Source organism: Streptomyces sp. NPDC088732 (assembly GCF_044751205.1).
GTDB lineage: Bacteria > Actinomycetota > Actinomycetes > Streptomycetales > Streptomycetaceae > Actinacidiphila.
Genome location: NZ_JBIVLI010000005.1, coordinates 99,364 through 125,335, shown reverse-complemented (window position 1 = coordinate 125,335; position 25,972 = coordinate 99,364). Strand labels below are relative to the sequence as shown.

22 protein-coding genes are annotated in these 25,972 nt (G+C 74.1%); 12 read left to right on the top strand and 10 right to left on the bottom strand.

Annotation, left to right across the window (positions count from 1 at the left end):
• The first annotated feature begins 179 nt into the window (after window positions 1-179).
• Both ACIP9H_RS10905 and ACIP9H_RS10900 read left to right on the top strand, forming a co-directional pair.
• Entirely contained in the window at window positions 180-446 is a 267-nt protein-coding gene (locus ACIP9H_RS10905) for a DUF2530 domain-containing protein (RefSeq protein WP_401592589.1), read from the top strand.
• A gap of 94 nt (window positions 447-540) precedes the next feature.
• Window positions 541-2,937, top strand: coding sequence for an HAD-IC family P-type ATPase (locus ACIP9H_RS10900; RefSeq protein ID WP_401592483.1), 2,397 nt, complete (start codon window positions 541-543; stop codon window positions 2,935-2,937).
• Between the two features lie 19 nt (window positions 2,938-2,956).
• On the opposite strand, the gene ACIP9H_RS10895 is transcribed toward ACIP9H_RS10900, so the two are convergent.
• The 4 genes from ACIP9H_RS10895 to ACIP9H_RS10880 form a co-directional block, all read right to left on the bottom strand.
• Window positions 2,957-3,739: a calcium-binding protein gene (locus tag ACIP9H_RS10895; protein ID WP_401592481.1), complete on the bottom strand. Its 783-nt coding sequence runs from the start codon at window positions 3,737-3,739 to the stop codon at window positions 2,957-2,959.
• Window positions 3,740-4,019: 280 nt separating this feature from the next.
• Window positions 4,020-4,796, bottom strand: a complete 777-nt coding sequence (locus ACIP9H_RS10890) for a calcium-binding protein (protein WP_401592479.1) — start codon at window positions 4,794-4,796, stop codon at window positions 4,020-4,022.
• A gap of 109 nt (window positions 4,797-4,905) precedes the next feature.
• The gene (locus tag ACIP9H_RS10885; RefSeq protein ID WP_401958992.1) at window positions 4,906-8,067 is read right to left on the bottom strand and encodes a sacsin N-terminal ATP-binding-like domain-containing protein; all 3,162 of its coding nucleotides are present in this window, start codon (window positions 8,065-8,067) and stop codon (window positions 4,906-4,908) included.
• Window positions 8,068-8,656: 589 nt separating this feature from the next.
• Complete coding sequence (locus ACIP9H_RS10880) at window positions 8,657-9,559, bottom strand: DUF3027 domain-containing protein (RefSeq protein WP_401592477.1); 903 nt, start codon at window positions 9,557-9,559, stop codon at window positions 8,657-8,659.
• Window positions 9,560-9,770: 211 nt separating this feature from the next.
• Between ACIP9H_RS10880 and ACIP9H_RS10875 the strand changes: the two genes are divergently transcribed.
• From ACIP9H_RS10875 to ACIP9H_RS10860, 4 genes are all read left to right on the top strand, one after another.
• A complete protein-coding gene (locus ACIP9H_RS10875) occupies window positions 9,771-11,156 on the top strand; it encodes an MFS transporter (RefSeq protein ID WP_401592475.1) in 1,386 nt (461 codons plus the stop codon).
• 136 nt (window positions 11,157-11,292) lie between these two features.
• The gene (locus ACIP9H_RS10870; RefSeq protein ID WP_401592473.1) at window positions 11,293-11,763 is read left to right on the top strand and encodes a hypothetical protein; all 471 of its coding nucleotides are present in this window, start codon (window positions 11,293-11,295) and stop codon (window positions 11,761-11,763) included.
• Window positions 11,764-11,777: 14 nt separating this feature from the next.
• Window positions 11,778-12,479: a futalosine hydrolase gene (locus ACIP9H_RS10865; RefSeq protein WP_401592471.1), complete on the top strand. Its 702-nt coding sequence runs from the start codon at window positions 11,778-11,780 to the stop codon at window positions 12,477-12,479.
• A complete protein-coding gene (locus tag ACIP9H_RS10860) occupies window positions 12,476-13,336 on the top strand; it encodes a 1,4-dihydroxy-6-naphthoate synthase (RefSeq protein ID WP_401592469.1) in 861 nt (286 codons plus the stop codon). The genes ACIP9H_RS10865 and ACIP9H_RS10860 overlap by 4 nt, the downstream gene beginning before the upstream one ends.
• Before the next feature lie 42 nt (window positions 13,337-13,378).
• Here ACIP9H_RS10860 and ACIP9H_RS10855 read toward each other — a convergent pair whose 3' ends face one another.
• Window positions 13,379-13,762: a cold-shock protein gene (locus ACIP9H_RS10855; protein ID WP_319662974.1), complete on the bottom strand. Its 384-nt coding sequence runs from the start codon at window positions 13,760-13,762 to the stop codon at window positions 13,379-13,381.
• Window positions 13,763-13,950: 188 nt separating this feature from the next.
• Between ACIP9H_RS10855 and ACIP9H_RS10850 the strand changes: the two genes are divergently transcribed.
• Window positions 13,951-14,187 carry a hypothetical protein gene (locus tag ACIP9H_RS10850; protein ID WP_360901042.1) on the top strand — a complete coding sequence of 79 codons (237 nt, stop codon included), beginning with the start codon at window positions 13,951-13,953 and terminating at the stop codon, window positions 14,185-14,187.
• Here the strand turns inward: ACIP9H_RS10850 and ACIP9H_RS10845 are convergent.
• Window positions 14,166-14,780 (bottom strand): HAD family hydrolase, encoded by a 615-nt coding sequence (locus ACIP9H_RS10845; protein ID WP_401592467.1) that lies wholly within the window; start codon window positions 14,778-14,780, stop codon window positions 14,166-14,168. The two genes, ACIP9H_RS10850 and ACIP9H_RS10845, sit on opposite strands and share 22 nt — an antisense overlap.
• 736 nt (window positions 14,781-15,516) lie before the next feature.
• Complete coding sequence (locus ACIP9H_RS10840) at window positions 15,517-16,347, bottom strand: HAAS signaling domain-containing protein (RefSeq protein WP_401958766.1); 831 nt, start codon at window positions 16,345-16,347, stop codon at window positions 15,517-15,519.
• Between the two features lie 140 nt (window positions 16,348-16,487).
• Between ACIP9H_RS10840 and ACIP9H_RS10835 the strand changes: the two genes are divergently transcribed.
• Window positions 16,488-18,914 (top strand): helicase-associated domain-containing protein, encoded by a 2,427-nt coding sequence (locus ACIP9H_RS10835; RefSeq protein WP_401958763.1) that lies wholly within the window; start codon window positions 16,488-16,490, stop codon window positions 18,912-18,914.
• 167 nt (window positions 18,915-19,081) lie between these two features.
• On the top strand, window positions 19,082-20,713 hold the full coding sequence (locus ACIP9H_RS10830; RefSeq protein ID WP_360901030.1) for a DNA repair helicase XPB: 1,632 nt from the start codon (window positions 19,082-19,084) through the stop codon (window positions 20,711-20,713).
• Between the two features lie 19 nt (window positions 20,714-20,732).
• On the opposite strand, the gene ACIP9H_RS10825 is transcribed toward ACIP9H_RS10830, so the two are convergent.
• The gene (locus tag ACIP9H_RS10825) at window positions 20,733-20,900 is read right to left on the bottom strand and encodes a hypothetical protein (protein WP_401592460.1); all 168 of its coding nucleotides are present in this window, start codon (window positions 20,898-20,900) and stop codon (window positions 20,733-20,735) included.
• A 265-nt stretch (window positions 20,901-21,165) separates the two neighbouring features.
• Between ACIP9H_RS10825 and ACIP9H_RS10820 the strand changes: the two genes are divergently transcribed.
• Window positions 21,166-23,247 carry a HelD family protein gene (locus ACIP9H_RS10820; RefSeq protein WP_401592458.1) on the top strand — a complete coding sequence of 694 codons (2,082 nt, stop codon included), beginning with the start codon at window positions 21,166-21,168 and terminating at the stop codon, window positions 23,245-23,247.
• Between the two features lie 78 nt (window positions 23,248-23,325).
• On the opposite strand, the gene murQ is transcribed toward ACIP9H_RS10820, so the two are convergent.
• Together murQ and ACIP9H_RS10810 are read right to left on the bottom strand one after the other, a co-directional pair.
• Window positions 23,326-24,255, bottom strand: a complete 930-nt coding sequence (gene murQ, locus ACIP9H_RS10815) for an N-acetylmuramic acid 6-phosphate etherase (protein WP_401592456.1) — start codon at window positions 24,253-24,255, stop codon at window positions 23,326-23,328.
• Window positions 24,252-25,148 carry a MurR/RpiR family transcriptional regulator gene (locus tag ACIP9H_RS10810; RefSeq protein WP_360901019.1) on the bottom strand — a complete coding sequence of 299 codons (897 nt, stop codon included), beginning with the start codon at window positions 25,146-25,148 and terminating at the stop codon, window positions 24,252-24,254. The genes murQ and ACIP9H_RS10810 overlap by 4 nt, the downstream gene beginning before the upstream one ends.
• 84 nt (window positions 25,149-25,232) lie before the next feature.
• Here ACIP9H_RS10810 and ACIP9H_RS10805 point away from each other — a divergent pair, with 84 nt between their 5' ends.
• Together ACIP9H_RS10805 and ACIP9H_RS10800 are read left to right on the top strand one after the other, a co-directional pair.
• Window positions 25,233-25,628, top strand: coding sequence for a hypothetical protein (locus tag ACIP9H_RS10805; protein WP_401592454.1), 396 nt, complete (start codon window positions 25,233-25,235; stop codon window positions 25,626-25,628).
• A gap of 2 nt (window positions 25,629-25,630) precedes the next feature.
• Window positions 25,631-25,912 carry a DUF4031 domain-containing protein gene (locus ACIP9H_RS10800; RefSeq protein WP_401592452.1) on the top strand — a complete coding sequence of 94 codons (282 nt, stop codon included), beginning with the start codon at window positions 25,631-25,633 and terminating at the stop codon, window positions 25,910-25,912.
• Window positions 25,913-25,972: the final 60 nt, after the last annotated feature.

The window sequence follows — 25,972 nt, the reverse complement described above, 5'->3', positions numbered from 1 at the left end:
TGGATGGTTTCAGTATGAACATATGAACGGCTTCCAGGCTATCTCCGCGCGTAGACCCCCTGGCGGGCATGGGTAGGCTGTGCGGTATGAGCAGCAGCGAGCCCGGCACCCACCACCGCACCGCGGGCACAGACGGCACGGACGGCACCAACCGGCCGGCCACGGGCACGAAGGCACCCTTGCGCGAGGCACCGGCGCCGCTGGAGGCCAACGACGTGGCGACCGTCACCGTCGGCACCGTCGTCTGGTTCGCGCTGTTCCTCCTGCAACTGCCCTTCTACGGCTGGTACGCCGACCACGGGCACGCCTGGATCATCTGGACCTGCCTGGCCGGCGGCGGTCTCGGCCTGATCGGCCTCTGGTACGTCCGCGCCCGCCGGGACGCCATCGCCCGGGCCCGGGCCGCCGGACAGACCGGCGAGCCGGAGCACGCCGAGCACGCCTGACCTCCTCCCCCGGGAGGACGACGGCCCCGGAGACCTCCCGGGGACGCACCGCCCCGCGACGCGTCCCCGGCGATCCGCACGTACCGTCGAACCCATGACGGACCGCACGGGAACAGAGGCACGGGACTCCGCGAACGCCCTGCCGCGGGCACTGCGGGGGCTGACGGGTGCCGAGGTCGCGGAACGGGTGGCACGGGGCGAGGTCAACGACGTCCCCGTGACGTCCTCGCGCTCGCTGGCCGAAATCGTGCGGTCGAACATCTTCACCCGCTTCAACGCCATCATCGGCGTGCTCTTCCTGATCATCCTGGTGGTCGGCCCCATCCAGGACGGGCTGTTCGGCTTCGTGATCATCGCCAACACCGGCATCGGGATCTTCCAGGAGTGGCGCGCCAAGAAGACCCTCGACGGCCTCGCCGTCATCGGCGAGGCCAAACCGGTGGTCCGCCGGGACGGCGTCCCGACACGCGTCCCCACCTCGGGGATCGTGCTCGGTGATCTGGTGGAGCTCGGACCCGGCGACAAGGTGGTGGTCGACGGCGAGGTCGCCGAGGCCGACAACCTGGAGGTCGACGAGTCCCTGCTCACCGGGGAGGCCGACCCCGTGGTCAAGCACCCCGGCGACCCGGTGATGTCCGGCAGCTTCGTCGTCGCCGGCGGCGGCGCCTTCACCGCCACCAAGGTCGGCCGTGAGGCGTACGCCGCGCAACTGGCCGAGGAGGCCAGCCGCTTCACCCTCGTCCACTCCGAACTGCGCAGCGGCATCAGCCGGATCCTCAAGTACGTGACCTGGATGATGGTCCCGACCGCGATCGGCCTCATCGTCAGCCAGCTCGTGCTGGAGACCAGCGACTGGCGCGAGGCCGTCCGCCGCATGGTCGGCGGCATCGTGCCGATGGTGCCCGAGGGACTGGTGCTGCTGACCTCGGTGGCCTTCGCGATCGGTGTGGTCCGGCTGGGCCGCAAGCAGTGCCTGGTGCAGGAACTGCCCGCGATCGAGGGACTCGCCCGGGTCGACGTGGTGTGCCTGGACAAGACCGGCACGCTCACCGAGGGCGGCATGGACGTCTCCGCGCTGCGCCTGCTGGACGGCCTGCCCGAGCCGTACGTACGGCAGGTGCTGGGCGCCGTCAGCGCCTCCGACCCGCGGCCCAACCCCACGCTCGCGGCGGTCGCCGAGGCCTACCCCGCCCCCGGTGACGGCTGGCACGTCACGGAGGCACTGCCGTTCTCCTCCGCCCGCAAGTACAGCGGCGCCGCCTTCACCGAGCCCGACGGCGACAGCAGCACCTGGCTGCTCGGCGCCCCCGACGTGCTGCTCCCCGGCGGCGACCGCGCCCTCGCCGAGATCGACGACCTCAACGCCCAGGGGCTGCGCGTCCTGCTGCTCGCCCGCGCCCGCAAGGGGCTGGCCGACCCCGCGGTCACCGCCTCGGTGACCCCCGCCGCGCTCGTGGTGCTGGAGCAGCGGCTGCGCCCCGACGCGGGGGACACACTGCGCTACTTCGCCGAGCAGGACGTGCAGGCCAAGGTCATCTCGGGCGACAACGCGGTCTCGGTCGGCGCGGTCGCCGGCAAGCTGGGCCTGCCCGGCGCGCACGCCCCGGTGGACGCCCGCCGGCTGCCGGCCGACCGCGGCGAGATGGCGGCCGTCCTCGACCGCGGCACGGTCTTCGGGCGCGTCACGCCGCAGCAGAAGCGGGACATGGTGGGCGCGCTCCAGTCACGCGGCCACAACGTCGCGATGACCGGCGACGGGGTCAACGACGTGCTCGCGCTCAAGGACGCCGACATCGGCGTCGCCATGGGCTCCGGCTCCGAGGCCACCCGGGCCGTCGCGCAGATCGTCCTGCTGAACAACAGCTTCGCGACCCTGCCCTCGGTCGTCGCCGAGGGCCGCCGCGTCATCGGGAACATCACGCGCGTCGCGACGCTCTTCCTCACCAAGACGGTGTACTCGGTGCTGCTCGCCCTGCTGGTGGTCATCTGGCACGCGCCGTACCCGTTCCTGCCCCGGCATCTGACGCTGCTGTCCACCCTCACCATCGGGGTGCCCGCCTTCTTCCTGGCCCTGGCCCCCAACAAGGAGCGGGCCAAGCCGCAGTTCGTGCGGCGGGTGATGCGGTACTCGCTGCCGGCCGGGGTGATCGCGGGTGTCGCCACCTTCGTGACGTACCTGCTCGCCCGCCACCACTACCAGGGGCCCGACACGCTCCCCGCCGAGACCAGCGCGGCCACGCTGACGCTCTTCCTCATCGCCATGTGGGTGCTGGCGATCGTCGCCCGCCCCTACACCTGGTGGCGGATCGTGCTGGTGCTCGCCATGGGAGCGGCCTTCCTGGTCGTCCTGGCCGTCCCCTGGCTCCAGGACTTCTTCGCCCTCCGCCTCGTCGGCACCCAGGCCCCCTGGACCGCCGTCGCCGTGGCGGTCGCGGCGTCGGCGGTCCTGGAAGTGGTGTGGCGCCGGGTGTCCCGGACGGACGACGCCTGAGGCACCCGGCGCCGTGACGTCACTTCACGTCGACGTAGTCCGCGGAGGCGAAGGACGAGCCGGTCGTGGACGAGCCGGCGTAGGCGTAGCGCCAGTAGCCGTCCGCGGCCGCCTTGACCGTGGTCCTCAGCGCGCCCGTGCTGCTCGCCGTGATGGTCCGGACGTTGACGAAGTTCGGCGTGCCCGCCTTGCGGAACTGGAGCACGACCTTCTGCTTGCCGTAGCCCGCGTACTTGTGGGTCTGCCAGTTCGCGAGGGTCAGGGCACCGGTGACGGTGAGGGTCTTGCCCTTCTTCACCGGCTCGGGCGCGGCGTTGACCGTCAGGTGGGAGGCGCGCACCACCTTGAAGGTCTTGGCCGGGTCCTTCTGGATGTAGTGGCCGTTGTTCAGGCCGTTCGCGTAGGCCCACATCTTCCAGGTGCCGGCCAGGGCGTTCTTGCCCGGGTCGACGATGTCGGTCAGCACGCAGGTGTAGGTGGCCGCGGTGTGCTTGCCGCAGATGGGCAGGATCGTCGCGCCGCCGTCGTGGTGGTTGACGTCCGCGCCGTGGTAGAGGATGCCGCCGGCGTCGCTGATGCCGTCGGGGTCGGAGGCGGTCAACCGCACCGTGACCCAGGCCCGGCCGTTGGCGCCGAGGACGATGGGCTTGCCGTTGTTGATCACCAGGTTGGTGATCTTGGTGTTTCCGAAGACGATGTCCTTCGGAGCCGTCGTGGCGGCCTGCGCGGCCGGCACCGCGAGCGCCGACAGAGCCAGGACGCCGCTCACGGCGATCGCGGTGGTACGAGTACGCGTGTGCATGATTACCCCCACATCGATACGGTCCCGCCGCGAGTCCCCCTGGCGGGTGACGTTGCCGTCGTGAGAACCACTGTGCACGCGCTTTCCGGCCGCGCCGAGGGTTACCGCCCGTACGCCGCCCGTTCGTCGACCCGCTGTTGCAGGACGCCGACATCGTCACCGGAACCGTCGCGCGGCGGCACCCGCCGTTCATGTACGGCGGGTGCCGCGCGCCCCCCGGACACACGGCAGCCGGACCCCGCGGCGCGGGGTCCGGCTGCCGTGGTGCGTGGTGCGGTGCCTACTTGACGTCGACGTAGTCCGCGGCCGCGGAGACCGCGACGGTGGTGGTGTTGCCGGTGTAGACGTAGCGCCAGTAGCCGTCCGCGGCAGCCTTGACCGTGGTCTTCAGCGCGCCCGTGCTGCTCGTCGTGACGGTCTTGACGTTCACGAAGTTCGTCGTGCCCGCCTTGCGGAACTGGAGCGTCGCCTTCTGGCCGGCGAAGGCGGCGTACTTGGCCGTCTTCCAGTCGGCGCGGGTCAGCGAGCCGGTGACCGTGAGGGTCGCGCCCTTCTTGACCGGCTCCGGCGCGGCGTTGACCGTCAGCCTCGTGGCGCGCAGCACCTTGGTGGTGGCGACCTTGTCCTTGGTGACGACGCCCTTGCCGGTGTTCAGGTCGGCGTCCTTCGGGATCACCACGCCGTAGGCGTACCAGGTGCCGCCCGCGGCGTTGTCGCCGATGTTGCTCTTGGCGTTGACCTTGAAGGTGACGGTGCAGGTCGAGGTCGTGCTGTTCACGGCCTTGCACACCGGGTCGGCGTCCGCCGAGTCGAGCTCGTCGCCCGCGGCGTTGTGCAGGAAGGCGACACCGGCGAGGGCGATGCCGGAGTCGTCGCTCGCCGTGAGGGTGGCCGTGAACGTCTGGTTGCCGGTGCCCAGCACAATGGGCTTGCCGCCGTTGACGACGACCTTGCCGATCGTGGCGGCCTTGGCGGTGTCGGCGCTGGCCGCCGGAACGGCCAGAACGGAGAGAGCCGCGGCAGTGCCCAGCACAACCGTGGCGGTACGTATACGCATGTGTCCCCACATTGTGGAACGAGGGGCCTGGCCCCGAGTGAGCGCCGAGAATGGCGGCTCGCATCGTATACACGTCCCGTCCGGCGCCGGGAAACCGGGTGGCCCGGACTCAGTCGAACCAGCGGTCCCGGGCCAGTTCCTCCGTCCGGGACCCGTCCTCCAGCAGCGCGGCGACCTCGAACCGGCGCTGCCAGGCGCCCGCCGCCCAGGACAGGCCCGCGGCGACGCCCTCCAGGGTGGCGGCGTGCAGGGTGCCGTCGATCCAGCGCCAGTCGAGTTCCACGCGGGCGCCGTCGGGGCCCTCGACGAGCAGCTCCTCGTGCTCGACGTACGTCAGGGGCGCTCCGGGCAGCAGCTCGCGCACCGCCTCGGCGACGTCGTGGAGCTCGCCCTCGGAGACGACGGGGGCGGCGAAGGCCTCGCTGAGCCGGCGCACCTGGAACAGCTCGGCGAGAGCGGCGGCACGCGCCGGCGGCACGGGCAGCAGTGGCAGGCCCCCGGCGAGCGGCAGCAGGTCCGGGGTGTCCGCGACGAGGGCGTCGGGAGCCTCGACGATCTCCGGGTACCGGCTGTCGACGACGGCCCGCAGATCGTCGGGCAGCGTCACCTGCTCGGGGTCGAGGGCGGCCAGCTGCGCGTAGAGGCGGTGCAGCTGGGCCGGGGTGACGGTGCGGCGCGGATCGGCGAGCCGGCCGAGCAGTTCGGCGGCGCCGCCGGGCTCGTCGAGCAGGGCGGTGGCGGAGGTGCGCACGCCGAGGGCGCGCAGCACCTGGTCGTCCACGGCGCCGGCCTCGGCCTCGTCGTACAGCCCGGCGAGCAGCGGGTCGCTGCCCACGGCGCGCAGGCCGACCGGGCGCCGCCCGTCGAGGACGGGATGGTCGCGCAGCCACCAGGCGGTGTACGGGCTCACGGACTCCGTCGTGCCGTCGGGCAGCAGCACCCGCACCGGCTGGGTGATCGCGTCGCGCAGCGGCGGCACGGACAGCATGGCGAGCGCCTGCGGCCACGCGTCGTCGTCGACGAGGTCGAGGTCGCGGACGGCGACGATCTCGGTGGCGACCGGCGGCACATCGGTGTCGGGCAGCTGGTCGAGGACGTCCTCGCACCACACGTCGACCGCGTCGAGCAGCCCGGCGTCGTCCGGCTCCGCCCAGTCGCTCTCCCGGGGCTCCAGCTCGTCCGGGTCGAGCACCACGTCGGTGGCGCGGACCAGGGCGAAGGTGGCCAGTACACCGACCGCGGTCAGCGGCTGCTCGCCCCAGCGGGAGGCCAGGTCCTCGTCCACGGCGCCGAGTTCACCCTCGCGGATGACCTGCTCGAAGAGGCTGCCGGGCAGGACCAGCTCACCGGCGGGGGCGAGTTCGCCCTCGTCGTCGGGGAGCGCGAGCGCCGCCAGCCACGGCTCGTCGCCGGGGGCGAGGTTCGCGGCGCGGGCCAGGCCGAGGACGACCTCGGCCAGTTCCTCGGGGTCGAGGGCGTTCTCGTCCCAGACTTCGCCGGCCTCCAGGGAAGCGGCGACCGCCGCCCGCACCTGAGGGGTCGTCAGAACGGCGCGGGGGGTCGCCGGGGTGGCCCCCAGCTTCTCCAGCAGCGGGTGCGTGGCGTCCGGATCGGCCACCTTCAGCCCCAGCCGCGCCAGTTCGGAGGCCGCAGGCAGGGCGGTGCCGGCCGCCGCCTGGTCCCCGTCGCCGTACACGCTGTCCATCTCCGGCAGCGGCAGCAGCACTTGACGCGGGCCCACGACCGTACGGCCCCCTGCCAGCGGCACCGGCAGGCCGCTGAGGCGGTCCGGGTCGGTACCGGCCAGCGAGTCGTAGAGCCGCCGCCACCAGGGCGCGGGACGCTCCGCACCGGCGAGACGGTCGATGGCGTCGCCCAGCGGCAACCGCGCCACGCCCAGCACCCGCAGCTCCGGGCGGCGCTCCAGACCGGGAGGCAGCAACGTCGGGAAGACCTCGGCCAGCACACGGACGGTCTCCGCCCCCGCGCCCTCGACGACCTCGGCCTCCACCGGGCGCAGCGCCGCCGGCAGGGCGTCCTCCTCGTCCGGGCCCGCGGGAACGTCCGCCGCACGCGGCAGAAAAGCCACCCGGGGCAGCAGCTCCAGCACCCGGCGGCGCAGCTCCGCGTCCAACTCGCCCTTGCCGAGCGGTCCGGGCACGAGGTCCACGATGCCCGGGCCGACCGGCCGCCAGCCGGCGAGCAGCGTCACGAACGCCTCCGCGGCCCGTCCCACCAGGAAGGCGGTCAGCGGGCCCGGCGCGGCGTGCCGGCGGGTCGGGTCCAGCGGGAGCGAGGCGATCAGCAGCGCGGGCAGGCCCAGCGGCTCGTCCGTCGGCGTCGGCGCGTGCACGAACGGCGCGGTGCGCGGCCGCTCCGGCTCGCCCTCGGCCCCGACGGGCACGGCCCAGGTCACCGACCACACCGGCCGCAGCCGCTCCTCGACCGGCCGGTCGACCAGCAGCGCCGGGTCCAACTGCCCGGCGTCGGTCACCGTGCGCCAGCGCGTCGTGCCGTTCGCGCTGTCCTCGATCACGGTGAGGCCGTCGTCCGTGCGACGGGTCAGCGTGCGCACGCCCTCCGGCGTCTCTACGACGACCTCGGACAGGCCCGGGAGGGTCAGCAGCAGCGCGTCGTCGATCGAGGCCAGCAGCCGGCCCGCCAGGTCGGCTGCGGCGCCGTCGCGCAACGGCAGCACCACGACGGTGTCGTAGCCGTCCGGGGCGGTGCCCTCGGCGGGCAGCGGCAGCCGCAGCACCGGCACGTGGCCGTCACGGCGGCGCAGCTCGTCGGTGAGCCCCGGCGAACGGCCGCCGGTCTCGTTCGCCAGATCGCGTGCCTCCGCCAGCGACCAGCGCACACCCCCGGTGCGGCTGAGGATCGCGGGCTCGTCCGACACCGCGAGCACGGCGGAGAAGCCCACGCCGAAGCGGCCGACGACGGCCGCGGCGTCGACCGCCTCACGCTTGGCGCTGGCGCGCAGCGTCGACAGGGACTCGACGCCCGCGGCGTCGAGGTGCGCGCCGGTGTTCGCCGCGGCGAGCACGTCCTCCCGGAGGGTGAGCCGCAGCCGGCCCGGCACGCCGGCGCGGATCGCCGCGTCCGCGGCGTTCTGGGCCAGCTCCACGACGAGGCGGTCCCGGTAGCCGCCGAGGGCGAGGTCCTCCTCCGCGTTGGCGTCCTCACGGAACCGGGCGGGCGACGCCGCCCACGCGTCCAGCACGGCCCGCCGCAGCCGGTCCGTCCCGAACGGATCTGCGCCCCGGTCCATCGCGGTCCCGCTCACGTCGCCTCTTCCCCTCACGCCTAGCCTGTGGGCCCGACGCTACCGTCTTTCCCCGCCCTCCCGCCCGTGTGCCCGGCGCGGTCCGGGCGCCCCGCCGCAAGTGGTGTGGGGGCCGGGTCCGGGGCCTCCGGGGCTGCACGTCCTGGACTGGATATTTACGTGCATTTCCGGTGTCTTCGACTGTTCACCCCGGGTGCCGCACACAAATATGCCGAACGTCCAGAACATCCACCCCTACGACCCCGCCCCCTCCGTCTCGTCCTGCGCCTGATCCCCGGTGGGTGGGTGAGAGGGCGGTCCGGGGTCACCGCAAGTGCTCATCTGAACCCCCACCGGCCGTAAGTCGCCCCAACGACCCCGGGAGGGGGTGCGCCGGGGTCCGCCCGCAGGGGACGAGCGGCAACCGCCTGGTCGATGCCGAATGATGTGGGGGCAAACCGCGAGCCCCGAGGACGGACTCCGGAGCGGCGCCGACCCCACAACGCACGCAGCGCAGGGCCCGCACTTACCGCGCCGGGCACTCGGGAGGGAGGGCGGGGAAAAAACCTGGGCCCGGTCAGGCGAAGCGCAGCGGCTAGCTGTGGCCCAACTCTTCCTGCGGGGTCGAGTCCTCGACAGACCCCTGCCGGTCCGGATGAAGCGGCAGCGGCTCCACCGCGGTCTCGTCCAGCACGGGCGGCGCCGGCCGCGGCGTCTTCGGCATGACCGCCGCCTCGGAGTGGGCGCCGCAGCCGTAGGCGAGGGAGACGACACGCCCGTCCGCGGGCGCGAACTCGTTGGCGCACACGCCGAAGGCCTGCCGGAGGGAGCCCGCGAGGGGGACGAGGAAGCCGCAGGAGACGCACTGGGCCGGGGCGGACTGCGCCATGGGGGCCTTGGGGCCGTACTCGTCCTCCCAGCGGTCCGCGGCGACGTGCAGCCCGTAGCGGGAGAGCACGCGCGGGCGGCCCATGCCGATCTCCTCGGCGACCGCGGCGATGGTCCCGAAGGAGGGCGCCATGGGCAGCTGCGCCGGCGGGCCGGCGGCGACGTCGGCGTCCTCGGCCTCGACGAGTTCGGCCATCTCCTCGGAGACGGCGGAGTTCGGCGGCGGGACGTCCTCGCCGGAGAAGCCCGCTTCGAGGCGCAGGTCCTCGGACTCGGTGGGCAGGAGGTCGCCGGGGCCGAGGTCACCCGGGCGGAGGCGCTCGCTCCACGGCACCCATTCGGGCGCGAGGACCGCGTCGGGGCCGGGGAGCAGGACGGTCTCGTCGAGGGTGACGGCCTTGGCCCGGGAGGCGCGGGTGAGGGTGACCGCCCAGCGCCAGCCCCGGTAGCCCGCCTCGCGGCAGTCGAAGAGGTGGGTGACGACACGCTCGCCCTCGGCCACCGCTCCGAGGTGCTCGCCGACCGCCTCGGGGCCGAAGGCCTCGACGGCCGCCTCGAAGGCGACGTCGACCGCCTCGGCGCACTGGCGGTCAGGGGTACGGCTTCGCATCGCAGCACTCACAAGAATCGATTCTCTCCTACGCCGTTTCACGTGTGCGCCGCCGAGACCGGGCGGGCGGTGGCGGAGCGGACCGGAGGACCGCTTCAACGCTGCCGGCCCGAACGAACTCGGGCGCACCTGTTGACTCCATTCTGCGCGATCGCACGCTATCGGTGCGCACCCCGTTCGGAAAGCCGCCCGGTAGGGCAGACTGGCCAGCGTGGCACGCACAGTGACGTCCGGCCCCGGTCCGGTCCGCAGGGCGGGGACCGCTGTCGCGCGTGCCGCGCAGCGTTCGTCGGGCGCCGTGGTCCGCCGCGTCCGGCGTCACACGCATGCCGGGGGCGCGGGCGAGTCGGGTCTGGCGAAGCTGATCGAGTTGCACGCGGTGAACAGCGCGGGCGACATGCTGATCACGATCGCGCTCGCGAGCACGATCTTCTTCTCGGTGCCGACGGGCGAGGCCCGCGGCCGGGTCGCCCTGTACCTGCTGGTGACGATGGCGCCGTTCGCGCTCCTCGCGCCGGTCATCGGCCCGCTGCTGGACCGGGTGCCGCACGGGCGGCGGGCGGCGATGGCGGTCTCCATGCTCGTGCGGGCGATCCTCGCCTGGACGATGGCGAGCGTGGTGGCGACGGCCGGGCTGGAGCTGTACCCGGCCGCGCTGGGCGTGCTGGTCGCCTCGAAGGCGTACGGAGTGGTGCGCAGCGCCGTCGTGCCGCGACTGCTGCCGGCCCGTACGACGCTGGTGAAGGCGAACTCGCGCGTGACGCTGGCCGGTCTGCTGGCCACGGCCGCCGCCGCGCCCATCGGCGGCCTGCTGCACCTGCTGGGGCCCGGCGCGCCGCTGTACGGGGCCTTCGTGGTCTTCGCGTGCGGCACGCTGCTGTCCTTCTCGCTCCCGCACAAGGTCGACTCGGCCAAGGGCGAGGCGCGCGCCGAACTGACGGCCGGTGCCGGCGCGACCTCCCTGGACAAGGAGGACCGGCGGCCGGGCCGGCCGCGGCGGCCGGGGCTGGGCAGCGTCGGCGGCCCCGTGCTGTACGCGCTCCAGGCGAACGCGGCGCTGCGCGCGCTGTCCGGCTTCCTGACGCTCTTCCTGGCGTTCCTGCTGCGCGACCACCCGCTGGGCGGGCTGTCGGGCCCGGTCTCGCTCGGTGTCGCCGCGGTCTCCGCCGGGGTGGGCAACGCCTTCGGCACCGCGCTGGGCTCGTGGCTGAAGGACCGCGGCCCGGAGCGGATCATCATGTTCGCGATGATCGGCGCACTGACGGCGACATGCGTGGCGGCGGCCCGGTACGGGGTGCTGACCATCGCGCTGGTCGCGGCGGGAGCCGGGGTCGCGCAGGCGCTGAGCAAGCTCTCCCTCGACGCGATGATCCAGCGGGACGTGCCGGAGGAGGTGCGCACCTCGGCCTTCGCCCGGTCCGAGACCGCGTTGCAGCTCGCGTGGGTGATCGGCGGTGCGGTGGGGATCGTGCTGCCGCTCAACGGCACCCTGGGGATGTCCGTGGCCGCCTTCATGGTCGCGGTCGGCTTCACCTTCTCGGTGCGCGGGCTGGTCTCCGCCTCGCGCCGCCGGGCGACGCGCCCCCGGACGGTGTAAAGGGCCCGGCGTTTTCCCGCGGCGGCCGCGTGCCGCGGCAGGCCGGGCGGCAGCCGGGCGGCGGAAACCCGAGGTGGCGGGGACACGAGCCGACCCCCGCGCAGCGTGGACGCACCCGCCCGGTAGCCTCACCCCCATGAGCATTCGCCGCCGCGCCGCCGCCCTCGGGGCCGTGTCCCTCGGGCTGATCGCCCTCTCCGCCTGCGAGAAGCCGACGCCTCTGGTGACCGTCACCGTCGGCGGCGACACCGTGACCACCGAGGCAGCCGACAACTGTTACGCAGACGGCGACAAGCTGACGGAGAAGGCCTTCCTGGCCTGCCTGGACGGCACGCCGAAGAAGACGCTCACGGTGCACACCGGCGACAAGGTGCGGATCGGTGTCGACCCGTCGATCTCCGACAAGGGCTGGGTCGTGGCGACCGGCACCTCCGGCAAGTCCGGTCTGCTCAAGGGCGTGACCTACCGCTCCATCGACGCGGAGACGCTGTTCTCGGACTCCCAGACCGGGCAGACCGCCGACGAGGTCACCCTGAACGTCATCGAGACGGCCGGCACCCAGGAGTATCTGGGCGTCTGGCAGTTCAAGCTGAAGATGGCGGACTGACCGGCGCGCCGCGGATGATTCCCCGCCTTCTGGTCGTCACCGCCGTAGCGGCGGAACGGGACGCGGTCGTGCGCGCCTTCGGCAGCCGGCCCGCCGAACATCCGCTGCCCGGCGGGCGGACGGCGCTGCGCGCGCCGACGGCCACGGTGCTGGCCGCGGGCGTGGGCCCGGCCGCCGCGGCGGCGGGAACGGCGGCGGCGCTGGCCAGCGCCCCGTACGACCTGGTCGTCTCGGCCGGTATCGCCGGCGGGTTCGAGCCCGTCGCACGCATCGGTTCGACCCTGGTCGCCGAGTCGATCGTGGCGGCCGACCTCGGCGCCGAGGGACCGGAGGGCTTCATCCCGGTCGCGGAACTGGGCTTCGGCACCTCCGCCCACCAGCCGCCGCGGGAGCTGTCGCGGCGCGTCGCGGTGGCGCTGGGCGCCGAGTACGGGCCGCTGCTGACCGTCTCCACGGTCACCGGGTCCGCGGAACGGGCCGCCGAGCTGGTCAAGCGGCACCCCGGCGCGGTGGGCGAGGCCATGGAGGGCTTCGGGGTCGCCGAGGCGGCCGTGGCGCACCGGGTGCCGGTGCTGGAGATCCGCACCGTCGCCAATCCCGTCGGGCCGCGGGACCGGGCGTCCTGGCGGGTGCCCGACGCGCTCGACGCGCTCACGGAGGTGTTCGCGCTGCTGCGGAAGCAGCCGGACCTGCTGGACGTTGGAGATCCGACATGAGCGAATCCGCCGCACTGCGCATCGCGTACTCCCCCTGCCCCAACGACACGTTCGTCTTCCACGCCCTGGCGCACGGCCTCGTGCCGGACGCGCCGGACGTGGACGTGACGTTCGCGGACATCGACATCACCAACGGCATGGCCGAGCGCGGCGAACTCGACGTGCTCAAGGTGTCGTACGCCGTGCTGCCGTACGTCCTCGACGAGTACACGCTGCTGCCCGGCGGCGGCGCGCTCGGCCGGGGCTGCGGCCCGCTGGTGCTGACCGCCGAGGAGGGCTCGGGCAAGGGCGCCGACCTCAGCGGGCGCACGGTCGCGGTGCCGAGCGAGCGCTCGACGGCGTACCTGCTCTTCCGGCTCTGGGCGGCGGCCGAAGTGCCGGGCGGCGTCGGCGAGATCGTGGTCCTGCCGTTCCACGAGATCATGCCCGCGGTGCGCGACGGCCGGGTGGACGCGGGCCTGGTCATCCACGAGGCGCGCTTCACCTACCAGAACTACGGGCTGCACAAGCTCGCCGACATGGGCGAGCACTGGGAGCAGACCACCGGCCTGCCGATCCCGCTGGGCGCGATCATCGCCAAGCGCTCGCTGGGCGAGGAGCGGCTGCGCGCGCTCGCCGCGGCGGTGCACACCTCCGTCCGCATGGCCTGGGACGACCCGGACGCCTCCCGCTCCTACGTCATGGAGCACGCGCAGGAGATGGACCCGAAGGTGGCGGACCAGCACATCGGGCTGTACGTCAACGAGTTCACCTCGGCCCTCGGCGAGGACGGCTACGCGGCGATCCGCGGCCTGCTCACCCGGGCGGCGGCCGAGGGACTGGTACCGCCCCTCGGCCCCGGCGCGCTGGACTTCTGACGCCGGCCGCCGGCCCCGCGGGCCGGCCCGCCGGCGCGTCGGTCAGACGTCGAGCTGGTCGGCGACGACCCGCAGCACGGACGCGATCTTGTGGCCGTGCTCCTTGTCCGGGTAGCGGCCGCGCTGCAGCGAGCGGGCGACGTCCTCCAGCAGGGTCGTGAGGTCCTGGACGATCGGGGCCAGTTCGTCCGGCTTGCGGCGCTGCGCGGCGGCCACGGACGGCGCGGGGTCGAGCAGGACCACCGAGAGCGCCTGGTCGCCGCGCTGCCCGGCGACCACGCCGAACTCCACACGCTGGCCCGGCTTGAGCACGGCGACCCCGTCCGGCAGCACGGAGGAGTGGACGAAGACGTCACCGCCGTCGTCGCGGGAGAGGAAGCCGAAGCCCTTCTCGCTGTTGAACCACTTCACCTTGCCGGTAGGCACGTCCGACCTCGTCCTCGCTGTAGAAGGAAAAAAGCACTTGGATAGCAAGACAGCGGGTCCCTTCACAGACCCGCTGCCCCAAGGCTAATGGCCCCGGGGCGTGTGACAAGACGCCGTCGGCTTCTCTCCCCGGTGGTCGTCATCCGGCCGATGCGCTGCGTCTTCCTCCCGCGATCTACCCTGGTGCGGTGAGTAACGAAACCCGGAAACCGGGCGATGTGCTGGTGCGCGTCGGCGGCGTGGTCTTCGCCGTCGGGGCACTGGCCACACTCGCCACCGTGGCCCCCCTCCTGCTCGGCTCGGACCCGCTGCCGACCGCCGCCTACCTGGTGTCCATGCTGATGGGCGTGGGCTTCGCGCTGGCACTGGCCGGATTGCTGCGGTCGGCCAGGGCGCAGAGCCGTCAGGCGACGTCCGGGACGTAGCCGGCGAACCAGGCGGGGAACTCCGTCAGATCGGCGAGTACGACATCCGCGCCGGCGGCGCGCAGTTCGTCCGCGCCGACCGGCCCGGTGGGGACCGCCACGGACAGCGCACCCGCCGTACGGGCTCCCACGACATCGCCGACATGGTCTCCGACGTAGACGGTCGCCCCGTACTCGGTGAGCGCCTCCGCCTTCGCCTCGGCCCACAGCCACCCGCGCAGTTCGTCGACGGCGATGCCCAGGTGGTCCAGGTGCAGCCGGGCGTTCGGCTCGTGCTTGGCGGTCACCACCACGACCCGCCCGCCGGCCGCGCGCACGGCCGCCACGGCCTCCCGGGCGCCGGGCATCGCCGGGGTGGGGGCGATGGCGTAGTCGGGGTAGAGCGCCCGATAGCGGTCGGCGGCCGACGGGATGTCCTCGGCGGGGAACCACTGGGCCAGCTCCCAGTCCAGCGGCGGCCCGAGGCGGGTCACGGCGAGCGCCGAGTCGATGGCGACGCCCGTCTCCGCGGAGAGGCGGTCGTAGGCGGCCTTGATGCCGGGACGGGAGTCGATCAGGGTCATGTCGAGGTCGAAGCCGACGGTTATGGGCATAGCAGACACCCTAACCACCCCGCCCCGGCCCCTGCGGGCCCGGTCACCGCACCCCCTGCCCCGCCGGTGGGCCGTCACCGCGACGGTCGTGTCGAACTGCTCGGACGCCGGGGCAACACGCCGCGGCGCATCGCCCTCCCGCCGAGGGTGCTCGGGGATGTCCCCGGCGAAGCTGAGGACGTCGCGGCACGGGGCGCCTCCCAGCGGTGCCCCTTGCGGGGGCACCCCCGGCGAAGGCTGGGAAGTGCCATGCCGGGGCATCGCCAGCGGAGGGGAGGAGGTTGGGGCACGGAGGTGCCACCCGGCGGGTGCCTTTGCGGGGCGCCCAGCGGTAACCGGGGGGCGGACACCTGGCAGCGGCAGCCCCCGGCGGTAGCCCGGGTGGGCCCCCCGGCGCGGGCGGGGAAGCTCCCCGCTCCGGGGGCACCCAGCAGCAGGCGGCGCGGTGCCGGCGGTAGCCCTCGCAGCACGCACCCCCGGCCCAAGGCCGAGGGAAGGACCGCGCACGGGACCCGGCGATGCAGAGAAAGCCGCGGCACGGGAGCGCCTCCGAGCGGCAGCCCATGCCGGGGTCCTCGGCCGAAGGCCGGCGATGTGCGCTGCTCCGGGATACCCCCGGCGGAGCTGAGGGAATCGCGGCACGGGCGCATCACCCCGCCGCAGACACCCCCAGCCAAAGGCCGAAGAAGCCCCGTGCACGGGGCACCCCCCAGCGGCAGCCGGCGGCAGGCCTTGGCTAGCGGCGGGGGCGGGCGGCGCGCCGGCCGCGCCACAGCAGGAAGAGTGCCGAGGCCACGGCCGCGATGCGCAGGGCGACGGGGAGGACGTCGCCGATCGCGTCCCTCATCTGCCCCTGCGGGATGGGCTCGCCCCAGCGGCCGTCCAGCCGTCCCCACAACCAGACCAGCGCGCCCGCGGCCACCGTGCCGGGCACGCCCAGCGCGGCGAAGCGGGCCGCGCGGCGGGACAGCCGGCGCGAGGAGTAGGCGATCGCCCAGCCCGCGAGGAGGGCGATCCAGGAACCGAGGACCGCGCCGGCGAGCAGCAGCAGCGCGGCCACCGTCTCCAGCAGGGCCGACGGCCGCCACGACCGCTTGCGGGGCGGCGCCTCGGCCTGCTCGGGCTGGGGCTCGGCCTCCTCATCCGGATCGGGTTCCGGCTCGGGCTCGGGGGGCGTCATCGGGATCGTCACCCCGCCCGTCATGCCGGGCAGCCCCGCCAGTTCGTCGCCGGGCACCGCCGGGCGCAGCGACGGCTGCCGCCCTTCCGCCAGCCGCCACCAGTCCGGCTGCGCGGCGGGCCGCGGCTCCGGCCCGGGCTCGGGCTCGGGCTCGTCGGGCCGCCCCGGCAGCGCGGCGGCGTCCCGCACCACCTCGTCGGGTGTCCCCAGCCGCTTCAGGATGCGCCGCACCGCCGTGGAGCTGTCGCTCCGCCCGCGCTCCCGGTCGATGTCCTCCCGCAGCCGTGCCACGAGCTCCGCCCGGCGGGCCGCGGGCAGCGCCGTCTGCGCCAGGTCCCCCACCCTGCTCAGGTAGTCCAGCACCAACTGGTCGCCCTCCGCACCCATGCCCCGAAAACTACCCCCTCGGGCTGCCCCAACGCCCGTCCCGGCCCCCGGCGTTCGGCCCCCCGCGGACCCCGTCGGGGAGCGCCGCCGGAGAGGGCTGGGGGATTACGGGCGGGGGCGGCGCGGCTAATGTGGGTGAGATGACCACCGAAGGGCCCGCGGCGGAGCCGCGCACGCTGGCGGAGGATCTCCGCGCCCGTGGCGACGGGGCGTTGTCCGCGCTGCTCAGGGCGCGTCCGGACCTGCTGAGTCCCGTGCCCAACGACCTGTCGCAGCTGGCGACCCGCGCCGGGACGCGGGCGTCGGTGGTGCGGGCCCTGGAGCGGCTGGACCGGTTCACGCTCCAGGTGGCGGAGGCGCTCGCGATCGTCCCGGACGGCGCGCCGTACGGGACGCTGCTCGCGCTGATGGGCCCTGAGGCGGCCGACGCGCTGCCCGGGGCGCTGGAGACGCTGCGGGCGCAGGCCCTGCTGTGGGGCGGGGACGACCGGCTGCGGCTGGTGCGGACCGCGCGCGACATCCTGGCCCCGACCGCGGGCAGCCTCTCGCCGACCGGGCTGGGCCCGAGTGTCGCCGAGGCGACGTCGGGGATGTCACCGGGCCGCCTCCAGCAGATCCTGGAGGGTGCCGGGCTGCCGCCGACGCACGACCCGGTGAGCGCGGTCGACGCGCTGACCTCGCTGTTCGCGGACCGGACGCGGATGACCGCGCTGCTCCAGGAGGCGCCGCCGGAAGCGACCGCGGTCCTGGGCAGGCTGACGTGGGGTCCGCCGTACGGCGAGGTGGCGGATGTCGGCGCCCCGCCGCCGCCCGTACGGTGGCTGCTGGAGCGGGGGCTGCTGCTGCCCGCCGGGGCCCGCAATGTCGTCCTCCCCCGGGAGGTGGCCCTGTATCTGCGGGACGGCCGTGCGCACCGTACGGCCGAGCCGGTGCCGCCGGTGGTGGAACCGCGCGCGCACGATCCACAGGCTGTGGACGCGACTGCGGCCGGCCAGGCGTTCACGGCCATCCGCACGGTCGAGGAACTGCTCAAGCAGTGGGAGACCGGCGGCCCGCAGATCCTGCGCGCGGGCGGCCTGAGCGTGCGCGACCTGAAGCGGGTGGCGACGGCCCTGGACGTGGCGGAGCCGGTCGCCGCGTTCTGGCTGGAGCTCGCCTACGCCGCCGGCCTGGTCGCCTCCGACGGCGAGGTGGACGAGGCGTACGCGCCCACGCCCGGGTACGACGAATGGCTGCTGCTGCCGGCCGAGCTGCGCTGGGCGGCGCTGGTCGCGGCGTGGCTGACGGCCACCCGGACCTCCGGTGTGGTGGGCACCCGGGACCCCAAGGGCCGCGCCCTGGCCGCGCTGGGCCCCGATCTGGACCGCTCGCTCGCACCCGAGATCCGCCGTCAGGTCCTGGGCTTCCTCGCCGCGCTGCCGGCCGGCGCCTCCGCCACGCCCGACGCCCTGCTGGCGCGGCTGCGCTGGGAGCGTCCGCTGCGCGGCGGTGTGTCGATGGACGGGCTGCGCGCGGACCTCGTGCGGTGGTCGGCGTCGGAGGCGGAGCTGCTGGGGGTCACGGGGCGCGGCGCGCTGGCGGCGCACGGCCGGGCGCTGCTGTCCGGCGACGGGGACCGGGCCGCGCGTGCCGCCGCGCTGCTGCGGCCGCTGCTGCCCGAGCCGCTGGACCACGTGCTGCTCCAGGCCGACCTGACCGCCGTCGCGCCGGGCCCGCTCCAGCCGCATCTGGCGGAGACGCTGCACGTGCTGGCGGACATCGAGTCCAAGGGCGGTGCGACGGTGTACCGCTTCACGCCCGAGTCCGTGCGGCGCGCCCTGGACGCCGGGCGCACGGCGGCCGAACTGCACGCCTTCCTGGCGGCGCACTCGCGCACCCCCGTGCCGCAGCCGCTCAGCTACCTCATCGACGACGTGGCCCGCCGCCACGGCCGGCTGCGGGTCGGCGCGGCCTCGGCGTATCTGCGCTGCGACGACGACGCCCTGATCAGCGAGGTGCTGGCGGACCGCCGTTCGGCGGGTCTCGGGCTGCGCCGCCTCGCGCCGACCGTGCTCGCCGCCCAGGCCGACCCGGGCACGCTGCTGGAACGGCTGCGGGCGATGGGGCTGGCGCCGGCCGCGGAGTCCGCCGAGGGGGACGTGCTGATCACCCGCGCCGACGCCCGCAGGACGCCGCCGCGCAGCGCCCCCGTCCCGGTGACGGACGGCCCGCCGGTCCCGGACGGCACGCTGCTGGCGGCCGCGGTGAAGGCCATAAGGGCGGGCGACCGCGCCTCGACGGCGGTCCGCCGGGAGAGCGTGCCGCGCCCCGCCGCGGGCGGCGAACGGGGACTGCCCCGTACGGCCGCGGCGGAGACCCTGGCGACGATGCAGGCCGCGGTGCTCACCGGCGAGTCGGTGTGGATCGGCTACGTCAACGCGGACGGCGCCGCCAGCCAGCGCGTCATCGGCCCGCTGCGCGTCGAGGGCGGCTTCGTGACCGCCTACGACCACACCGCCGACGAGGTCCGCACCTTCGCCCTGCACCGCATCACGGGCGTCTCCGAACTCGCCGACGACCTGGCGTAGCCCGTCCGGGCCCGCCCCGCACGCTCACGCAGTGCCTTGAGGCGGCTCGGGGGCCGCCCGGGGATGGAAGACGGGGAGGGGAGCGTTAGTGAGGGGCGATGAGGGACCATGGGTAGTTCAGCCCGGCAGCGGGCCCGGTCCCGGCCCGCCCCTATGCGGAGGTTTGTGTGTCCTGTCTGATCGTCCAGAGCGACAAGACCCTGCTCCTGGAGGTCGACCACGAGCTGGCCGACGAGTGCCGGCGGGCCATCGCCCCGTTCGCGGAGCTGGAGCGCGCGCCGGAGCACATCCACACCTACCGCCTCACGCCGCTCGGTCTGTGGAACGCGCGGGCCGCTGGGCACGACGCGGAGCAGGTGGTGGACGCGCTGGTGAAGTTCTCCCGCTACCCCGTGCCGCACGCGCTGCTGGTGGACATCGCCGAGACCATGGACCGGTACGGCCGGCTGACGCTGAGCAAGCACCCGGCGCACGGCCTGGTGCTGACCTCCACGGACCGGCCGGTGCTGGAGGAGATCCTGCGTTCGAAGAAGGTGGCCCCGCTGGTGGGCGCCCGGATCGATCCGGACACCGTGGTCGTGCATCCCTCGGAGCGCGGCCAGATCAAGCAGGTGCTGCTGAAGCTGGGCTGGCCCGCCGAGGACCTGGCCGGGTACGTGGACGGCGAGGCGCACCCGATCGAGCTGGCGGAGAACGGCTGGGCGCTGCGCCCGTACCAGAAGCAGGCCGTCGAGGGCTTCTGGCACGGCGGCTCCGGTGTGGTCGTGCTGCCCTGCGGCGCCGGGAAGACGCTGGTCGGTGCCGGTGCGATGGCCGAGGCGAAGGCCACGACGCTGATCCTGGTGACGAACACCGTCTCGGCCCGGCAGTGGAAGCACGAGCTGGTGAAGCGGACCTCGCTGACCGAGGACGAGATCGGCGAGTACAGCGGCACGCGCAAGGAGATCCGCCCGGTCACCATCGCGACGTACCAGGTGCTGACGACCAAGCGGAAGGGCGTCTACCCGCACCTGGAGCTCTTCGACTCCCGCGACTGGGGCCTGATCGTCTACGACGAGGTGCACCTGCTGCCCGCCCCGGTCTTCAAGTTCACCGCCGACCTCCAGGCCCGCCGCCGGCTGGGCCTGACCGCGACGCTGGTGCGCGAGGACGGCCGGGAGTCGGACGTCTTCTCGCTGATCGGCCCCAAGCGCTTCGACGCGCCGTGGAAGGAGATCGAGGCGCAGGGCTACATCGCGCCCGCGGACTGCGTGGAGGTGCGGGTCAACCTGACGGACTCCGAGCGGCTGGCGTACGCCACCGCCGAGGCCGAGGAGAAGTACCGCTACTGCGCCACGACCGCGACCAAGCGGAAGGTCACCGAGGCGCTGGTGGCCAAGCACCAGGGCGAGCAGACGCTGGTCATCGGGCAGTACATCGACCAGCTGGACGAGCTGGGCGAGCATCTGAACGCCCCGGTCATCAAGGGCGAGACGACCAACGCGCAGCGCGAGAAGCTCTTCGACGCCTTCCGGGAGGGCGAGATCTCGGTGCTGGTGGTCTCGAAGGTCGCCAACTTCTCCATCGACCTGCCCGAGGCGACGGTCGCCATCCAGGTGTCCGGCACGTTCGGCTCCCGTCAGGAGGAGGCGCAGCGCCTCGGCCGGGTGCTGCGGCCGAAGGCGGACGGTCACGAGGCCCGCTTCTACTCGGTGGTCGCGCGCGACACCATCGACCAGGACTTCGCCGCCCACCGGCAGCGCTTCCTGGCCGAGCAGGGCTACGCGTACCGCATCGTGGACGCGGACGAGCTGCTCTGACGGGGGCTGTCCGGGGCCGTCAGTAGCGCGTGCCGTCGGGGCCGAGCAGGACGACGCGGCAGGCGCTCGTCACGTAGACCCTGGCGGCGCGCAGCGCGTTGCCCAGCAGGTACCGCGGACGGCGGTGCGCGGCGTCCGCCGTCAGGGCGGTGCTGCCCCGGACGCGGGATGTACGGGCTCGTGCCATGCCCCCAATGTACGCACATGTGATGCTTTAGGGAGAGCTGTTCCCGCACGCGACGGGAAATCCATTCGCGCCCTCCGTCCCGGCGGCGTAGGATCCTTCGTCTTGCCGCCCGCCCCCGAGGGGACGGTGCCACCGGCCGGACGGAAACCGGCCGGGTCATGGTGTTACTCGCATTCGTATCAGGACAGCGCCCCGCCGACGCGCCCCCGCGCGTGCCGGTCCGGGGCCGGCTGAGCCATGCCCTACGTGCCGCCGGAGGCAACCCGTGCCCGGGGAACAATCCCTCACCACCGATCATCCGCTCGACCGCGAACGCGCCCACCTCGCCGCGTCCCGCTCCGCGCTGCGCGCCATGCGTGCCGACGTCGAGGCGCTCGACATCAAGGACGTGACCGCCAACTGGGTGAACGCCGAAGTGCTCCAGCGGGACATGGACGCGCGTATCAAGGCCCTCGCGGACCTCGCCCACACCCCGCTCTTCTTCGGCCGCCTCGACTACCTGGACGGTCGGGCCTCCCGCGGCGGGACCGCCGAGGCCGCCGAAGCCGCCGAAGACGAAGAGCACCGCTTCTACATCGGCCGCCGCCACGTCCACGACGCCGACGGCGACCCCATGGTCATCGACTGGCGGGCGCCGGTCTCCCAGCCCTTCTACCGCGCCTCCCGCAAGGACCCGCAGGACGTCGCGCTGCGCCGCCGCTTCGGCTACACCGGCGGCGACCTGACCGCGTACGAGGACGAGCACCTCACCGACCCGAGCGAGGCGCAGACCTCCAGCAGGCTGCTCCAGCAGGAGATCGAGCGGCCCCGCGTCGGCCCGATGCGGGACATCGTCGCCACGATCCAGCCGGAGCAGGACGAGATCGTCCGCGCCGGGATCGGCGGCACGGTCTGCGTGCAGGGCGCGCCCGGCACCGGGAAGACCGCCGTCGGCCTGCACCGGGTGGCGTACCTGCTGTACGCGCACCGCGAACGCCTCGCCCGCACGGGCACCCTCGTCATCGGCCCGAACGCCTCCTTCCTGCACTACATCGAGCAGGTGCTGCCCGCGCTGGGCGAGCTCAGCGTCAAGCAGGCCACCGTCGACGACCTGGTCGCGCACGTCCCCGTCCGGGGCACCGACAGCGCGGCGGCCGCCCAGGTGAAGGGCGACGCGCGGATGGCGGAGGTGCTGCGCCGGGCGGTCCGCTCGGGCATCCGGATGCCCACCGAGCCCGTCGTCGTGGTGCGCGGCTCGCGGCGCTGGCGGGTCCCGGCCCACGCGCTGGAGGAGCTGGTCCGCGAGCTGATGGAGCGCGACATCCGGTACGGCGCCGCCCGCGAGGCCCTGCCGCAGCGGATCGCGCACGCCGTGCTGGTGCAGATGGAGGCGGCCGGCGAGGCGCCGGACGACCGTGTGCAGGACGCGGTGGCCCGCAACGCGGCGGTCAAGGCCGCCGTGAAGGAGGCCTGGCCGCCGGTGGACCCGGCGAAGACGGTGCTGCGGCTGCTGTCCGAGCCGGAGTTCCTGGCGCGGTGCGCGGAGGGCCTGCTCACGGAGGAGGAGCAGAAGCAGGTCCTGTGGGCGAAGCCGGCCCGGGGGATCGCCTCCGCGAAGTGGTCGGCGGCCGACACCGTGCTGATCGACGAGGCCCACGACCTGGTGCACCGCACCGGCTCGCTCGGCCATGTCGTGCTGGACGAGGCCCAGGACCTGTCCCCCATGCAGTACCGGGCCGTCGGGCGGCGCTGCTCCACCGGTTCGGCGACCGTGCTGGGCGACCTGGCGCAGGGCACGACCCCGTGGGCCACCGCCACCTGGGAGGAGGCGCTGGCCCACCTGGGCAAGCCGGGCTCCCAGGTCGAGGAGCTGACCCAGGGCTTCCGCGTGCCGCTGGAGGTCATCGCCTACGCCTCCCGGCTGCTGCCCGCCATCGCCCCGGGCCTGACCGAGGCCACGTCCGTCCGCGACAGCCCGGGCGCGTTCTCCGTCACGGAGGTGCCCGCGCGGGAGCTGACCGACGCGGTGGTCACCGCCTGCCGGGAGGCCCTGGAGCGCGAGGGTTCCACGGGCCTGATCGCCGCCGACGCCCGTCTCCCGGCGCTGGCCGAGGCGCTGGCGGCGGCCGGGCTGACGTATCTGTCGCCCGGTGAGGAGACCACCCCGGACGTCCGGCTCACGCTCGTCCCCGCTTCGCTGGCCAAGGGCCTGGAGTACGACTACGTCGTGCTCGACGAGCCCGCCGCCGTCGTCGACGGCGAGCCCGACGAGCGCACGGGCCTGCGCCGCCTGTACGTCTCCCTGACCCGCGCCGTCTCGGGCCTCGCGGTCCTGCACTCCGCACCGCTGCCGGAGGCGCTGCGTTAGCGGTGCCCCGGGCCGATGGCTGAGGCAGGACCGTGCCCGGGGGCACGCGGCGGTGGCCGGGTGGCCCGGACCGCGGCGTCAGTGCGAGGCCGCCGCCGCGGCCAGGGCCGCCCGCAGGTGGCCGTCCGCGTCCGTGAGGAGGCGGGCGGCCGTCGCCGCGTCGACCCCGGCGAGCAGGACGAGGACGGCGTCCTTGACCTCGCCGCCGGTCGCGGTGAGGGCGGCCTCGATCTCGTCGTCGGGGGCGCCGGTGGCCTGGGCGACGATGCTGCGGGAGCGGGCGCGCAGCTTCTCGTTGGAGGCGCGGACGTCGACCATCAGATTCCCGTAGGTCTTGCCCAGCCTGATCATCGTGATGGTCGAGAGCATGTTGAGGACGAGCTTCTGGGCGGTGCCCGCCTTGAGCCGGGTGGAACCGGTCAGGAACTCCGGGCCCGTGACGACCTCGATGCCGTGCTCGGCCGCGGCGGCGAGCGGGGAGCCGGCGTTGCAGGACAGCCCGACGGTCAGGGCGCCCAGGGCGCGGGCGTGCTCGACGGCGCCGACGGCGTAGGGGGTGCGGCCGGAGGCGGAGACGCCGACGACGGCGTCGTCCGGGCCGAGGCCGAGCGCGTCGAGGTCGGCGGCGGCCAGTTCGCGGCTGTCCTCCGCGCCCTCGACGGCGTCGGACATCGCGCGCGGGCCGCCCGCGATGAGCCCGGTGACCTGCCCGGGCGTGGTGTTGAAGGTCGGCGGGCACTCGCTGGCGTCCAGGACGCCGAGGCGCCCGGCGGTGCCCGCGCCCGCGTAGACGAGACGGCCGCCGCGGGACATCCGCGCGGCGATGCCGTCGATCGCGGCGGCGACGGCGGGGAGTCGGGCGGCGACGGCGGCCGGCACGGAGCCGTCCTCGGTGTTCATCAGGCGGGCGATGTCGAGCGTGGCGAGCCGGTCGATCTCGGCGAGGTCGGGGCGGAAGGCCTCGGTGGTCAGCAGGTCCAGTTCGCGGCGGAGCTCGGCGTGCGTCATGTGCGGTGGTTCCTTCGGGGGCTGTGACGATGGGCCAGGGCTTCGTACGACGCGGCCAGGGCCGGTCCCGCGGTGTCGTAGGTCCGTTGCGCGACGCCGACGAACAGGCAGTCCACGACCAGCAGTTGGCTGGTGCGGCTGGACATGGCCGCCGGGCGGAACTCGCTCTCCCGGCTGCTGGAGGTGAGCAGCACATGGTCGGCGTACTGGGTGGCCGTGCCGTCGGCGCGGCCGGTGATCGCGATGGTGGTGGCGCCCCGGTCGAAGGCGGCACGCAGGGGTTCGACCACGTCGTGAGTGTGCCCGGAGTGGGTGACGGCCACGGCAACGTCGCCTTGCCGGAGCTGCACCGCGTTGGTGACGGCGAGGTGGGGGTCGGAGAGCGCGTGCGCGATCAGGCCGATGCGCAGCAGCTTCTGCACCAGGTCCTGGGCGACCAGGCTGGACGCCCCTATCCCGTAGACGTCGATGCGGCGGGCGGCGGCCAGCGCGGCGACCGCGGCCTCCAGTTGGGAGACGTCCAGTTGCGCGGCGGTGTCGGCGAGGCAGCGCTGCTCGTCCTCCGCGAGCTTGGCCACGACCTCGGAGAGCGGGTCGCCAACGGCGATGTCCGGGGTGACGGCGGGCCGGCCGCCCGCCTCCTCGCGGGCGGCGAAGGCGGCCAGGGCGAGCCGCAGATCGCGGTAGCCGGGGTAGCCCAGCACCCGTGCCGTGCGGACGACGGTGGCCTCGCTGGTGCCGGTGCGGACGGCCAGCGCGGTCACGGTGAGCCGGGAGCACTCCGCGGGGTCGGCGACGACGGCCTCCGCGACGCGCTGCATGGAGCGGGTCATGGTGGGGGCCAGGGTCCTGACCTTGGCGGCCAGCCCCCCGGCACTGAAAGTTTCCTTCATTTTCTCGGCCACACCGCGAAAGCTATTTTCACGGGCGTACGGCGTCAAGGACGTCAGGACGGCCACTGGGCGACAATAGGGGGCATGGATCCCGACGTTCCCGGCGCCCCGGGCGCCCCCGCCGCACTGGAAGCCGCGCTGCACGGTGCGCGAGCGCTCATCCTCGCCGACCTCACCGCCACCGACGTGACCGACCCCGGGATCGTCTCCCTCGTCGAGGACACCGTCGCGCAGCGCCGCTGGTGGGTGGAGCAGTGGCCGGACGGTGCCGCGTTCGTCGCGGGCCTGGTCGCGCAGGACGTCAAGGACGCCCTGCTGGAACGAATGGGCCGGTGGCCGCTCTGCCCGCACTGCGCGGACCCGCACGCCCTGGACGTCGAACCCGAACTGGGTCCCGACCCGCACTGGGTCTGCGAGTCGCTGGGCGAGGCCGTGGCCCCCGTCGGCTCGCTGGCCGCCGCGATGGGCGGGGCCCGCTGACCGTGGCCCTCTACATCGACCCGCCGACCTGGCCGGGTCACGGCAGGCTGTGGTCGCACCTGGTCAGCGACGCCTCCTACGAGGAACTGCACACCTTCGCCGCGGCGATCGGCTGCCCGCCGCGGGCGTTCGACGGGGACCACTACGACCTGCCCAGTGAGCGCTACGCCTCCGCGGTGGCCGCGGGGGCGGCGGAGGTCGGCAGCAAGGAGTTGCTGCGCAGGCTGACGGAGGCGGGGTTGCGCGTGCGGAAGCGGCGGTCGCCTTCGGATGCGGGGGCGTGAGTTTTTGCTTCTGGGGTGGGTTTGCGGGGGTGGACGGTTGTGCGTTCCGTGCCGGCTCGT